11 protein-coding genes are annotated in these 13,064 nt (G+C 74.6%); 7 read left to right on the top strand and 4 right to left on the bottom strand.

Going from position 1 to position 13,064, the window contains the following annotated elements; genetic code table 11:
- Positions 1 to 80 precede the first annotated feature (80 nt).
- Positions 81 to 1,343 (bottom strand): bifunctional glycosyltransferase family 2/GtrA family protein, encoded by a 1,263-nt coding sequence (locus tag BJ983_RS25135; protein ID WP_179796310.1) that lies wholly within the window; start codon positions 1,341 to 1,343, stop codon positions 81 to 83.
- A gap of 226 nt (positions 1,344 to 1,569) precedes the next feature.
- Here BJ983_RS25135 and BJ983_RS25130 point away from each other — a divergent pair, with 226 nt between their 5' ends.
- From BJ983_RS25130 to BJ983_RS25105, 6 genes are all read left to right on the top strand, one after another.
- On the top strand, positions 1,570 to 3,039 hold the full coding sequence (locus BJ983_RS25130) for a S1C family serine protease (RefSeq protein ID WP_179796309.1): 1,470 nt from the start codon (positions 1,570 to 1,572) through the stop codon (positions 3,037 to 3,039).
- A 129-nt stretch (positions 3,040 to 3,168) separates the two neighbouring features.
- A complete protein-coding gene (locus BJ983_RS25125; protein ID WP_179796308.1) occupies positions 3,169 to 3,822 on the top strand; it encodes a VC0807 family protein in 654 nt (217 codons plus the stop codon).
- A 70-nt stretch (positions 3,823 to 3,892) separates the two neighbouring features.
- Positions 3,893 to 4,810 carry a 5-oxoprolinase subunit B family protein gene (locus BJ983_RS25120; RefSeq protein WP_179796307.1) on the top strand — a complete coding sequence of 306 codons (918 nt, stop codon included), beginning with the start codon at positions 3,893 to 3,895 and terminating at the stop codon, positions 4,808 to 4,810.
- Positions 4,807 to 5,778, top strand: coding sequence for a 5-oxoprolinase/urea amidolyase family protein (locus BJ983_RS25115; protein ID WP_179796306.1), 972 nt, complete (start codon positions 4,807 to 4,809; stop codon positions 5,776 to 5,778). The genes BJ983_RS25120 and BJ983_RS25115 overlap by 4 nt, the downstream gene beginning before the upstream one ends.
- Positions 5,779 to 5,803: 25 nt before the next feature.
- On the top strand, positions 5,804 to 6,043 hold the full coding sequence (locus BJ983_RS25110; RefSeq protein ID WP_179796305.1) for an acetyl-CoA carboxylase: 240 nt from the start codon (positions 5,804 to 5,806) through the stop codon (positions 6,041 to 6,043).
- A complete protein-coding gene (locus BJ983_RS25105) occupies positions 6,040 to 7,407 on the top strand; it encodes an acetyl-CoA carboxylase biotin carboxylase subunit (protein ID WP_179796304.1) in 1,368 nt (455 codons plus the stop codon). Before BJ983_RS25110 ends, BJ983_RS25105 begins: the two co-directional genes overlap by 4 nt.
- Before the next feature lie 12 nt (positions 7,408 to 7,419).
- Here the strand turns inward: BJ983_RS25105 and BJ983_RS25100 are convergent, their stop codons facing one another.
- On the bottom strand, positions 7,420 to 8,178 hold the full coding sequence (locus BJ983_RS25100; protein ID WP_179796303.1) for a 5-oxoprolinase subunit PxpA: 759 nt from the start codon (positions 8,176 to 8,178) through the stop codon (positions 7,420 to 7,422).
- A 69-nt stretch (positions 8,179 to 8,247) separates the two neighbouring features.
- Positions 8,248 to 9,540: an LCP family protein gene (locus BJ983_RS25095; protein WP_343054348.1), complete on the bottom strand. Its 1,293-nt coding sequence runs from the start codon at positions 9,538 to 9,540 to the stop codon at positions 8,248 to 8,250.
- 158 nt (positions 9,541 to 9,698) lie between these two features.
- Between BJ983_RS25095 and BJ983_RS25090 the strand changes: the two genes are divergently transcribed.
- Entirely contained in the window at positions 9,699 to 11,732 is a 2,034-nt protein-coding gene (locus tag BJ983_RS25090; protein ID WP_218890468.1) for an ArnT family glycosyltransferase, read from the top strand.
- Here the strand turns inward: BJ983_RS25090 and BJ983_RS25085 are convergent.
- Positions 11,710 to 13,002, bottom strand: coding sequence for an MFS transporter (locus BJ983_RS25085; RefSeq protein ID WP_343054347.1), 1,293 nt, complete (start codon positions 13,000 to 13,002; stop codon positions 11,710 to 11,712). The two genes, BJ983_RS25090 and BJ983_RS25085, sit on opposite strands and share 23 nt — an antisense overlap.
- Between the last annotated feature and the right edge of the window lie 62 nt (positions 13,003 to 13,064).

The following is a 13,064-nucleotide window of genomic DNA, read 5'->3' as shown; positions in this document are numbered from 1 at the left end:
GCTCCTGGCGAACCGGATCGACGGTGTGGTGTTCCTGGCGTCGGGTGCAAGCAGTGACGCTTTGCTTGCACCGGGAGGTGCTACGCGGACTGGCGGCGCGGGTGGAACACCCAGGCCCGGTAGGCGACGAAGCGCAGCAGGGTCGCGACGAGGTTGGCGACGACGAGGGTGACCAGCTCCGCGGCGTGCGAGGCCCCGGGCGCGAGGACGTCGAGCAGGGCCAGCGAGCCCGACGTCAGGACCAGCCCGAGCCCGAAGACCACGAGGCCCTCGACCTGGCTTCGCCCGGCATGACGGCGACCGCGGATCCCGAACGTCAGGCGACGGTTGGCGGCGGTGTTGCCGACCGCGGTGATCACCAGCGCCAACAGGTTCGACACCTGCGCCGGCATCGCGGTCCGGAACAGCGAGTACAGCAGCAGGAACGCGAGCGTGGACACGATCCCGATGGCGGCGAAGCGGACGATCTGCGCGGTCATTCCCGGCGCCACCCCGGCGGTCTCGTCGGCGGTTCCTTCGGCGGTCTCGCCCAGGGGTTCCCGCCCGAACTCCTGCCGCAGCTGCGCCACCGGCAGCGCGCCGGTCGCCAGCGCCTTCCCGACGCGGGCGACGCCCTTGAGGTCCGCGACCGCGGTCGCCACGACGTCGACCCGGGAGTCGGGGTCGTCGACCCAGTCCACCGGCACCTCGTGGATCCGCAGCCCGGACCGCTCGGCGAGCACCAGCAGCTCGGTGTCGAAGAACCAGCCGGTGTCCTCGACCAGCGGCAGAAGCCGCTGCGCGACGTCGCGGCGGATCGCCTTGAACCCGCACTGCGCGTCGGAGAACCGCGTCCACAGCGTGCCGCGCAGCAGCACGTTGTAGCAGCGGGAGATGATCTCGCGCTTCGCGCCGCGCACCACCCGCGAGGTCCGCGAGAGCCGCGACCCGATCGCGAGGTCGGAGTGCCCGGAGATCAGCGGCGCGACCAACGGGAGCAGGGCGGCCAGATCGGTCGACAGGTCGACGTCCATGTACGCCAGCACCGGCGCGTCCGAGGCCGACCACACCGTGCGCAGCGCACGACCGCGGCCCTTCTGGTCGAGGTGCACGACCTCCACCTCGTCGTACTGCGCCACGAGGTCCTTCGCGACGACGAGCGTGCGGTCGGTGGAGGCGTTGTCCGCCACGGTGATGCGGAACGGGTAGGGGAACGCCGCCGCGAGGTGGGCGTGGAGGCGTTCCACGCAGGGTCCGAGGTCGCGCTCCTCGTTGTAGACGGGCACCACGACGTCGAGCACGGGGGACGCGGGGGCCTTCTCGACGACTGGCCGGGGCTGCGCCAGGGGGGCGATGGCGGTCATGTCCTCACCGTCGGAGTCGGACGTGGACGACCGGTGGGCCTCGCCTGTGATCGTCCTGTGCATGACGATCAGCGTCGTCAGCGGCGATGTCCGCGCCCTGCGGAGAGGCTGTGCGCGAGCTGTGTCCTGTCCTGTCCGATTCGGCCACGCTGTGACCTGCGTCTCTCAGGAACTTTGCAGACACTTCCACAGTGACTGCACAGCCGACGGGGGAAACCTCGCTTCCATGACCGACCAGGACCCGTTCGCCCGGCCCCCGCAGTCCGGCGAACCCGCCCACGCCGCCGGCCCTGTCCCGCGGGACGGGTCCACCACCCCCGGCGGCGTGCGGTACGACGACACCCAGGGCGGCACCGCCACGATGCCGCGCAACGACCAGCAGCCCACCGGGGCGTGGAACCAGCCGACCGGGCAGCACTGGCAGCCGGGCCAGCCCGGCCAGCCCGGCACGCCCGCAGGCCCGCCGCCGCCCACGAGCCCGTGGTCGGGCGACGGAGGTGGCGGGGACGGCGGCGGTCGCCGTCGGCGCAGCCCGCTGGTCCTCGCGGCCGCCGCGCTCGCGGCGTTGCTGGTCGCGGGGGGTGTCGGCGGCGCGGTCGGCTACGAGGCCGCCTCGTCCGGCGGGGGCAGCTCCGTGCTCTCCGGGATCTCGGACTCGTCGTCCTCGTCGGCGGCGCCGGCCGCGGCCGGGTCCGTCGAGGCCGTCGCCCAGAAGGTCCTGCCGAGCGTCGTGCAGCTGCGCGGCGCCTCCGGCGAGGGCTCCGGCATCATCATCTCCCCGGACGGGCTGATCCTCACCAACGCCCACGTCCTCGAGGCGGGCCGGGCGCAGCAGCAGTCCCAGGGCGGCCTCGGCGGCCTCGGCGGCCTGCTCGGTGGCGGCCAGGAGCAGCAGCAACAGCAGCAGTCGGCGCCCCAGCTGCAGGCGGTGTTCCAGAACGGCGCGACCGCACAGGTCCAGGTCGTCGGCACCGACTCGAGCGCCGACCTCGCCGTGGTGAAGGCCGTCGGGGTCTCCAACCTGACGCCCGTCGAGATCGGCAGCTCCTCCTCGCTGCAGGTCGGCCAGGGCGTCGTCGCCGTCGGGTCGCCGCTCGGCCTGTCCGGCACCGTGACCAGCGGGATCGTCTCCGCGCTCAACCGGCCGGTGGTCGCCGGCGGCGAGGGCTCCAACCAGTCCACCGTCACCGACGCGATCCAGACCGACGCGGCGATCAACCCCGGCAACTCCGGCGGCGTGCTCGCCGACATGCAGGGCCGCGTCGTCGGCATCACGTCCTCGATCGCCACCCTCGGCGGCTCGTCCGGCTCCGGCCAGCAGAGCGGCTCGATCGGCCTCGGCTTCGCCATCCCGATCGACCAGGCGAAGCGGATCGGCGACGAGCTCGCGCAGCAGGGCTTCGCCACGCAGGCCGTGCTGGGCGTGCAGGTCGCCTCCGGCCAGCAGGGCGCGACCACCGAGGGCGCCCAGATCGGGCCCGTCACCCCGGGCGGGGCCGCCGCGAACGCGGGCATCGTGCAGGGCGACGTGGTGACGAAGCTGAACGACCGGGTCATCGACGACGGCGACGCCCTCGTCGCGGCGGTCCGCGCCCAGAACCCGGGCGCGCAGGTGACGCTGACCGTGCAGTCCGGCAACGCCGCCCCGCGACAGGTCCAGGTCACCCTCGGTTCGGAGCGGGCGCCCTCGAGCTGAGCCGCCCCGGCCCCACGGACGGGCCGTTCGTCACCGTCGACGGTGACGGGCGGCCCGTCCGTCGTTCTCCACCCCACCTCCACCCGGAGGCCGAGGTGCCGGGCGGCGGATCGGCGCAGGGTCGTCGCCATGAGCATCACGGCGATCTCCCCGAAGCACTCGAAGCACACGGCCCCGTCGACGTCGGGGATGCGGCAGCTGCACGGACTGCTGCTCGACGTCGGGCTGCCGGTCGGCACCTACTACGGGCTGCACGCGCTGGGCGTGGGCGACTCGACGGCGCTGCTGGCCGCCACGGTCGCCGCGGGGGCACGCCTCGCCGTGACCGCCGTGCGGGCCCGCCGGGTCAGCGCCTTCGCGGCCCTCATGTTGGCCGTCTACGCCGTCGGACTCGCCGCCTCGTTCGTCACCGGCGACCCCCGGGTGATGCTCCTCAAGGACTCGGTCGGCACCGGCGTCGTCGGCGTGGGCTTCCTCGTCAGCCTGCTCGTCGGCCGGCCGCTGGTCCTCGCCGCGCTGGAGAGCATGAGCCCGGCCCAGGCGGCCGAGGCTCGACGGCGCTACGCGGAGAGCCCCGCCGCGCGCCGCACCGTCCGGGGCGTCACCGCACTGTGGGGCGTCGGCCTGCTCACCGAGGCCGTCGTCCGCGTGCCGCTCGTGCTCGCGCTCCCGGTGAGCGTCGCGGTCCTCGTCTCCCAGCTGCTGACCCTCGTCGTCATCGCGGTCCTCGCCGTCGCCGGCGGGCTGTGGGTGCGGTCCGCCCGCCGCCGGGCGACCACCTGACCCACCTCGACATGCCGACGACCCCGCAACAGGTCTGGCGCGCCCTCGCCGACGCGGCCAAGGTGTCCTGATGGCCGACACGTCGGGTGGGCACGAGGGCATCCGCTACGACCACGGTGGCGACGAGTTCGTCTACGCGGAGGTGTCCACCGCGATGAGCCTGCCCGCGCACTTCACGGCGCTGGCCATCACCCGCCGCCTCGCCGAGGAGGCGATCCCGGGCGTCGAGGAGATCTGCCCGTCGAACGCCTCGTACATGGTGCGCGTCGACCCCGACCGCCTCCACCCGCGCGACCTCGTCCGCGAGCTGCAGCGGATCGAGTCCGAGGTCGGGGACCGGGCCTCGGCCGACCCGTCGTTCACGATCGACACCCGCATCGTCGACGTGCCGATCATGCTGAACGACCCGTGGACCCACGAGGTCCTGATGAAGTTCCGGGACCGCCACCAGGACCCGGACGGGACCGACCTCGACTACGGGGCGCGGATCAACGGCTACGACACCACCGAGGCGTTCATCGACGCCCTCGCCGGGTCGCCCTACCTCGTCACGATGATGGGGTTCGTCCCCGGCCTGCCATGGTGCTTCCAGCTCGTCCCCCGCGACCGCCAGGTCGAGGTGCCGAAGTACATCCGGCCGCGCACCGAGACCCCCGAGCGGGCGTTCGGCTTCGGCGGCGCGTTCGCGGTGATCTACCCGGTGAAGGGCGCGGGCGGCTACCAGCTGTTCGGCTCCGCCCCGGCACCGATCTTCGACGCCGCGCAGGAGCAGCCGGACTTCGCGGAGAACGACTCGGTGGTGTTCTTCCGCCACGGCGACGTCATCAACTTCCGCCGCGTCGACGAGGCCGGCTACGACGAGGTCCGCGAGCAGGTCGCGGCGAGGCAGTGGCGCTACCGGACGTCGCCGGTGGAGTTCTCGCCGAGCCGCTTCCTCGCCGACCCCGACGGGACGAACGCCGCGATGCTGGAGGGCCTGTACTCGTGAGCATCCTCGTGCACGACCCCGGCCTCGAGACGACCGTGCAGGACACCGGACGCTTCGGGCACTACGCGATCGGCTTCCCGCCGTCGGGGGCCCTGGACTCGTTCGCCTACCACGTGGGGAACGCGCTGGTCGGGAACGCACCCGGCGCCGCCGCGCTGGAGGCGGTCTACCTCGGGCCGACGCTGGAGTTCACCGCGGACACGGTCATCGCGGTGACCGGGGCGGACATCCCGGCCACGCTCGACGGCGAGGCGATCCCGCTCTGGGAGTCGGTCGCGGTGCGCGCGGGTCAGACACTCGCGTTCGGCCAGCTCGCGGGCGGGGCCCGGCCGTACGTCGCGGTGGCGGGCGGGATCGACGTGCCGCAGGTCTACGGCAGCCGCTCGACCTACACCCTCGTCGGGATGGGCGGCTTCGCCGGGCGCGGCCTCGCCGAGGGCGACGAGCTGACCCTCGGCGACGACGCGGTGTCGCCACGGGCCGGCCGGCGCCTCGCCGACGACGACGTGCCGGTCCACCCGGCGACCGCGGAGCTGCGCCTGCTGGTCGGGCTGCACTCCTACCGGCTGACCCCGGACAGCCTCGAGCGCTTCACCGACACCGCGTGGAAGGTGACCCCGGACGCCAACCGCGTCGGCTACCGCTACCGCGGCGCCGAGCTCGAGTTCGTGCCGCGCGAGCAGCCCTTCGGCGCGGGCAGCGATCCGGCCAACGTCACCGACTGCGGCTACCCGGTCGGGTCGGTGCAGGTCCCGGGCGGAGTGGAGCCGATCGTGCTGCTCCAGGACGCGGTGACCGGCGGCGGCTACGCCACGCTCGGCACCGTCGTCTCCGTCGACCGCGACCGGCTCGCGCAGACCAAGACCGGCGACCGGACGCGGTTCGTGGCCGTCGACCTCGACGAGGCCCTCACCATCCGCCGCGACCGGGCCGCCCAGCTCGACCGCATCCGATCCGCCCTGGCCTGATCCGCCCCGCGCCCGAGGAGCACCCATGGGACACACGATCACGGCGAAGACCCCCGGCGTCTTCTACCGGAAGCCCTCCCCCGACGCCGAGCCCTACGTCGCCGACGGCGCGACGGTCGCCGAGGGCGACGTGATCGGGCTGATCGAGGTGATGAAGACCTACCGCGAGGTGAAGGCGGACGCCGCGGGGACGGTCGCGACCTGGCACGTGGAGGACGAGGACGAGGTGTCGATCGGGCAGGAGCTGGTGGAGCTGGACACGTGAGCTCGGCCCTCGGGATCGGCACCGTGCTGGTCGCGAACCGCGGGGAGATCGCGCTGCGCGTGATCCGCGCGTGCCGGGACCTGGGGCTGCGGTCGGTGGCGGTCTACTCCGACGCGGACGCCCACGCCGCGCACGTCCGGCACGCCGACGCCGCCGTGCACCTCGGGAAGTCCTCGGCGTCGAAGAGCTACCTGAACGTCGACGCCCTGCTCGGGGCCGCCCGCGAGGCGGGCGCGGACGCCGTGCACCCCGGCTACGGCTTCCTCTCCGAGAACGCCGGCTTCGCCCGTGCCGTCGTGGACGCCGGGCTGGTGTGGGTCGGGCCCTCCGGCGACGTCATCGAGCGGATGGGCGACAAGGCCACGGCCCGGACGACGGCGGAGGCGGCGGGCGTCCCCGTCGTACCCGGCAGCGGCGTCGTCGCCTCGGTCGACGAGGCCGTGGCGGCGGCCGGGGACGTCGGCTACCCCGTGCTCGTGAAGGCCTCGGCCGGCGGCGGGGGACGGGGCATCCGGCCCGCCGCAAACGCCGACGAGCTGCGCCGGGTCGTCGACGAGGCGCGCCGCGAGGCGTCCTCGGCCTTCGGCTCGGACGCGGTCTACGTCGAGCGCGCCCTGCAGCACCCGAAGCACGTCGAGGTGCAGGTCCTCGCCGACACCCACGGCCACGTCGTCCACGTCGGCGAGCGGGACTGCTCGCTGCAGCGGCGCCGCCAGAAGCTGGTGGAGGAGGCACCCGCGCCCGGCCTCGACCCGGCGTTGCGCGAGCGGATGTGCACCGCGGCGGCGGACCTCGCCCGCGAGGTCGGTTACGTCGGCGCGGGGACGGTGGAGTTCCTCGTGGAGGAAGGGCAGCACGCCGACAGGGGCGAGTTCTTCTTCATCGAGATGAACACCCGCATCCAGGTCGAGCACCCGGTCTCCGAGCTGGTCACGGGCGTGGACCTGGTCGCCGAGCAGCTGCGCGTGGCGGGCGGGGAGCCGCTGTCGGTGACCCAGCCCGACGTCGTGGTGCGCGGGGCGGCGGTCGAGTTCCGCGTCAACGCCGAGGACCCCGACGAGGACTTCCTGCCCTCTCCCGGCGAGATCACCGCCCTGGAGCTGCCCGGCGGACCCGGCGTCCGGGTGGACACCGCCCTCGCCGTCGGCGACGTCGTCCCGCCGTTCTACGACTCCATGGTCGCGAAGCTCGCCGTGTGGGGCCCCGACCGCCCGACCGCCCTCGCCCGGGCCCGTCGGGCGCTGGCCGAGTACCGGGTCGAGGGGGTGCCGACCACCCTCGGCCTGCACCGCCGCCTCGTCGACGAGCCCGCGCTCGTCGCGGGCACCCACGACATCACCACGCTCGAGCGGCTCCTCGGCTAGCCCTCCCGGGGATCAGACGAGCTGCACCGCCGGCACGCGCTCGACGCCGAGCTCGTCGAAGCGGGCCACGATCGCGCCGCAGATGTCCGGCGAGTTCGGCCGGTCGCCGTGCAGGCAGATGGTGTCGACCTCGACGTCGAGGTGCTTCCCCGACGTCGACGTCACGTGCCCCTCGAGCAGGTCCACCGCCTGCTGCGCCACGGCGGCCGGGTCCTTCGCCAGCGGCCGGGGCTCGACGATGATGTGCGCCTCGTCGTCGTACTCCAGGTCGGCGAACCCCTCCCGGGCCACCTTCGCCCCGAGGGAGCGGGCGAGGTCGGCCGTGGGCCCGGCGAGCCAGAAGAGCAGGAGGTCGGGGTCGAGGCGCAGGACGGCCTCGGTGATCGCGGTGGTGATCGCGTCGTCGGTCAGGGCCATGCCGTAGAGCGCGCCGTGCGGCTTCACGTGCACCACCTGCGCGCCCTCCACCGCGGCCGTCGCCTGCAGTGCGCCGACCTGGTAGACGACGATCGCCGCGGCCTCGTCGGGGCGCAGCGCCATCCGCCGTCGTCCGAACCCGACGAGATCGGGCAGCCCCGGGTGCGCGCCGATCGCGGTGTCCGTGGCGGCCGCCGTCCGCACCGCGTCGCGCATCGTCACGGGGTCGCTCGCGTGGTACCCGCAGGCGACGTTCACCGAGGTCACGTGCTCCATCAGCGCGGTGTCGTGGCCGAGCGTCCAGAGTCCGAGGCTCTCGCCGGCGTCGGCGTTCAGATCGATCCGCGTGAGCACGGCGCCTCCAGGAGCGGTCCGGGAATCGGACACCCATCGCACCAGCGCGGCGCGGCCCGCGCCAGCCCTCTAGTTGATGCAGCCGGGCGCCGCGGCGGTGATCGGCGGGGTGACCGGGGCCGGGGCGGGAGCCGCACCCGTCGTCGGGACGGCCTCGGACTCCGTGGCGTCGTCGCCGGACACCGCGGCGTGCTCGCGCGCCGCGTCGGACCAGCCGACGGGCTGCGGGACCGGGAGCGGGCGCCCGCTGTCCACGGCGACGGCGTCGGCGACGAACTGCCGGACCTGCACCGGGTCCACCTCCACCGCGGTGCCGTCCGAGGGCGTGGCCAGCTCGGTGTCCCCGGTGGGGATGGTGCGGAAGGTGACCGCGCCCGCCGACAGCCCCTGCAGCTGCCCGGCGAAGGACAGCACGTTCCAGTCCGCGTCCAGCGTGACCGAGCGCCCGAGCACGGCGGAGAGGCGGTCGAGGGTGAAGGGGTTGGCGAGCGTGCCGGCGGAGAGGAGCTCGCGGGTGGCGCTCGCCAGGAAGGTCTGCTGGCGGGTGATGCGGTCGAGGTCGCCCCCGGGCAGGCCGTGGCGCTGCCGGACGAAGGCGAGCGCCTCGGCCCCCGACACCTCCTGCGGACCCGCCGGCAGACGCAGGCCGGAGTACGGGTCGTCGACCGGCGCCCGCAGGCACACCGGCACACCGCCGAGGGCCTGGCTGACGTCCGCGAATCCCGCGAGGTTGACCGAGGCGTAGTGCGTGATGGGCAGCCCCGTGAGCGCCTGGACCGTCGCGATCGTGGTGCGCGCGCCCGCCTCGAGCGCGGCGCGCCGGACCGCCGGATCGTCGGGCGAGGCCGCGGCGGAGGTCTCGGGCGCGAACGGGGACGTGGCCGAGCCACCCGCCGACCCCTCGGTGAGCGACTCGGTGGTGAACGCGACGGCCCGCGAGTACGCGGAGTTGACCTTGTGCTTGCCGTAGCCGTCGGCGAGCTGCACGTAGGAGTCGCGCGGGATCGAGATGGCGGTCGCGCGCCCCCCGCCGGCCGGGATGTGCACGACGGTGATCGAGTCGGCGGTGTCCCCGCCGTCGTCGCTGCCCCCGGCGTGCAGCGCCGCGAGCAGGTCCGCCGGCAGCGGGTTGCCCTGGGGATCGGTGCGGCTGTCCACCCCGAGCAGCAGGATGTTCTGCTCGGCGGTCGGAGCCCGCGGGACCGACGGCTGGATCACCGAGGCCGAGGCCGTGGATCGATCCAGATACTGCACCTGCACCCAGGCGAAGGCGGAGACCGCGAGCACGGCCAGCGAGACGGCCACGACGACGGTGCGCGCGGCCAAGCGCACACGCCGCCGCCCGTTCGTGGTTCCGCTCACCTCTTCATCGTTCCCGTTGTGCGCGATTCCGTCACCGTGAGATCCGACGTACCGGAGTGGGCGCGCCGACGCGCGGTGCTGCATCGATCCAGGCGTTCACAGTCGTCCCACAACTGCGGCCCACGAACCGGACATCCGGCCCCCGCAGGGTCGACACCATGACCACGACGACCTCGCTCCGGCCGCCCCCGGACGCGCCGCCCCGGGCCCGGCACGCCCGTCCCGCCCGGACGCCCTGGCGCGGCCCGGCCAATGCGCCGGCGTGGGAGCGCCCCCTCCTGCTCGTGCTGCTCGCCGGGACGGCCGTGCTCTACCTCTGGAACCTGGGGGCGAGCGGCACCGCCAACGAGTTCTACGCCGCCGCGGTCCAGGCCGGCACGCAGTCCTGGAAGGCCCTGCTCTTCGGGTCGCTCGACGCCTCGAACTTCATCACCGTCGACAAGCCGCCCGCCGCGTTGTGGGTCATGGGCCTGTCCGGGCGTCTCTTCGGCTTCAACGCCTGGTCGATGCTCGTCCCGCAGGCGCTCATGGGTGTCGCGTCGGTGGCGCTGCTGCGCTCGACCGTGCGTCGCTGGGCCGGCCCCGGCGCGGGGCTCGCCGCCGGGGCGCTGCTCGCGCTGACGCCGGTCGCGGTGCTGATGTTCCGCTTCAACAACCCCGACGCGCTGCTCGTGCTGTGCATGACCGCCGCCGCCTACGCCGCGGTCCGCGCGATCGACGTGGCGCACCGCCGGGCCGGCCTGTGGTGGACCGCCGCGACGGGCGCCCTCCTCGGGCTCGGGTTCCTGACGAAGATGCTCCAGGCCTGGCTGGTGTTGCCCGCCCTGGCCGGCGTGATCGTGCTGGCCGCGGCGGTGACCTGGCGCCGCCGGCTCCTGATGCTGGCAGTCGGGCTCGGCGCCATGGTGGTGTCGGTCGGCTGGTACGTGCTGCTGGTCGACCTGTGGCCGACCGACTCCCGGCCCTACATCGGAGGGTCGACCGACAACTCCTTCCTCGACCTCGTGCTCGGCTACAACGGCCTCGGCCGCATCCTCGGCGGCTCCGGCAACTCCGGCGGGAACGGCGGCCCCGGAGGCGGCTCCGGCAACACCGGCTTCGGCGGCTCGACCGGCATCACCCGCATGTTCAACGAGTCCTTCGGCGGCCAGATCAGCTGGCTCCTGCCGGCCGCGCTGATCGTGCTCGCGGCCGGCCTGTGGGTCACCCGTCGTGCCGGGCGCACCGACCGCACCCGCGCCGCGCTCGTCCTCTGGGGCGGCTGGCTCCTGGTCCACGGCCTGGTCTTCAGCTTCATGAGCGGCACCGTGCACGCGTACTACGCGGTCGCCATGGCCCCGGGGCTCGCGGGCACGCTGGCCGTCGGCGGCGCCCTGCTGTGGCGGCGCCGGGAGCTCCTCACGGCGCGCCTGGCCCTCGTCGCGGCCCTCGCCGCCACGACCGCCTGGAGCGTCGTGCTGCTGCGCCGCACCCCGGAGTTCCTGCCGTGGCTGCGCTGGGTCGTCGCGGTCGTGGGGATCGTCGCGGTCCTCGGGCTGCTGGCCGGCGCGGTGACGCGGCGCGCCTGGGTCCGGCGGGCGCTGCCGGTGCTGCTGGTCGGTGCGGTGCTCGCCGGAGCGGGCGGGTCGGTGGCCTACGCGATGGACACCGCCGCGACCACGCACTCCGGCTCGATCGTCTCCGCCGGGCCGGCGAGCGCCGACGGCGGGACGGGCGGCCCCGGTGGCGGCGGTCCGGGCGGACAGGGCGGCCAGGGCGGCCAGCCGCCGTCCGGCGCTCGTCCCGACGGCGGGGGCGGTCAGGCGGGTCAGGCCGACCAGGGCGGCCCCGGCGGGGCGACCACCTCCGCGGCACTGACCACGCTGCTGCAGGACGCGGGCACCCGGTGGTCGGCCGCGGTGGTCGGCTCGCAGGGCGCGGCCTCGCTGGAACTCTCGAGCGGGACCGCGGTCATGGCGATCGGCGGCTGGAGCGGCTCCGACGCCGCCCCGACGCTCCAGGGGTTCCAGGCCCTGGTCGCCGCGGGCGAGGTGCACTACCTGATCGCATCCGGCGACGGCGGCGGGATGGGCGGCCAGGGCGGCTCCGACTCCGTCGGCACGCAGATCACCGCGTGGGTGAAGGCGCACTACACGGCCACCACCGTGGGCGGACGGACCGTCTACGACCTCACGTCCCCGATCGCGAACTGAGGTCCGGCCCGGCCACCCCCGCGGTGGCCGGGCCGGTCGGGTCCAGCGGGTGGGCGATCTCGTCGGGGCCGAGCCGTCCGAGCAGCAGGGCCACCGCACCGACGACGAGCGGCACGACGGACGCCACCAGGAACACGGGCTCCAGCCCGACGACTCCGCTGATCGGCCCGGCGAGCGCCATCGACACCGGCATGAAGGCCAGCGAGACGAAGAAGTCCAGGCTCGACACCCGGCCGAGCAGGGCCGGCGGCACCCGGCGCTGCAGCAGGGTCCCCCAGATCACCTGCGGCGCGGAGAACAGCACGCCGACCGCGAACGCGGCGAGCGCCATCGGCCAGAGGCTCGTGGCCAGGCCGAAGACCGCCAGCGGGACCGACGCGACGGACCACATCGTGATCATCGCCGTGAGGTAGCGCCGCGGGGAGCGCAGGGACCCCGCCGCGAACGATCCGACCACCCCGCCGGCCCCGTAACAGGCCAGCACGACCGCGTGGTCGCCCGGACCGCCGCCCGCCCGGTCCTTCACCGCGAACGGCACCAGCACCTCGAGGGGCCCGAGCACGACGAGGACCATCAGGCTGGCGAACAGGAGCGTGACGAGCAGCCACCGCGTCCTGCGCATGTAGCGGAAGCCCTCGCGGAGGTCGGCGAACGCCGTCGGCCCCTCCCCGCCCTCCCGCTCCAGGACCGGTGTCGCCGGCAACCGCCACGCGCACCCGAGTGCCGCGAGCGACGCCGCCGCGACCACCACCAGCGCCCAGCCGGGGCCGGCGGCGGCCACGACCGCGCCGGCGATCGCGGGCCCGACCGCCGAGAGCAGGACCGGGCGGAGCATCCCCTCGAGACCGTTGACGGCCTGCAGCTCGTCGGCCGGCACGAGGCGCGGCACGACCGCGGAGTAGGCCGGGAACATCAGGCCGCCCGCGACCCCGATCACGCCCGCCACCACCACCAGGGCGACCAGCCCGAGCGAGCCGGAGAGCGGGAGGACCGCGACCGGCCCGACCGCCGCGACCTGCATCGCCGCGACCACGACCAGGATGCCGCGCTGCGGCAGCCGGTCGGCCAGGACGCCGCCGAGCAGGGCCGTGACCACCGCTCCGAGCGCGAGGACACCGCTGACGAGCGAGAACTCCCCTGCCCCGCCGCCGAGCGCGATCACCTGCCACACCACGGCGACGACCCAGAGCCCCTCGGCGAGCACCGAGCACGCGAGGTTCCCGGCCAACCACCGGTAGGCCGGGTGCCGCAGGGGCCGGATCGCTCGCACGCCCGGGAGGCTAGGACGAAGGGGACGTCCGGCGCGCGCGGTTTCCGCCGACGCGATCCCGG

It is taken from the genome of Actinomycetospora corticicola, from assembly GCF_013409505.1.
GTDB classification, from domain to species: domain Bacteria; phylum Actinomycetota; class Actinomycetes; order Mycobacteriales; family Pseudonocardiaceae; genus Actinomycetospora; species Actinomycetospora corticicola.
This window is presented reverse-complemented; position numbering and strand designations above follow the sequence as displayed.

What these genes read in the sequence shown, in the direction of transcription:
- BJ983_RS25135 (WP_179796310.1), bottom strand. Translation starts at nt 1,343, where the DNA reads ATGACCGCCATCGCCCCCCTGGCGCAGCCCCGGCCAGTCGTCGAGAAG.
- BJ983_RS25130 (WP_179796309.1), top strand. Translation starts at nt 1,570, where the DNA reads ATGACCGACCAGGACCCGTTCGCCCGGCCCCCGCAGTCCGGCGAACCC.
- BJ983_RS25125 (WP_179796308.1), top strand. Translation starts at nt 3,169, where the DNA reads ATGAGCATCACGGCGATCTCCCCGAAGCACTCGAAGCACACGGCCCCG.
- BJ983_RS25120 (WP_179796307.1), top strand. Translation starts at nt 3,893, where the DNA reads ATGGCCGACACGTCGGGTGGGCACGAGGGCATCCGCTACGACCACGGT.
- BJ983_RS25110 (WP_179796305.1), top strand. Translation starts at nt 5,804, where the DNA reads ATGGGACACACGATCACGGCGAAGACCCCCGGCGTCTTCTACCGGAAG.
- BJ983_RS25090 (WP_218890468.1), top strand. Translation starts at nt 9,699, where the DNA reads ATGACCACGACGACCTCGCTCCGGCCGCCCCCGGACGCGCCGCCCCGG.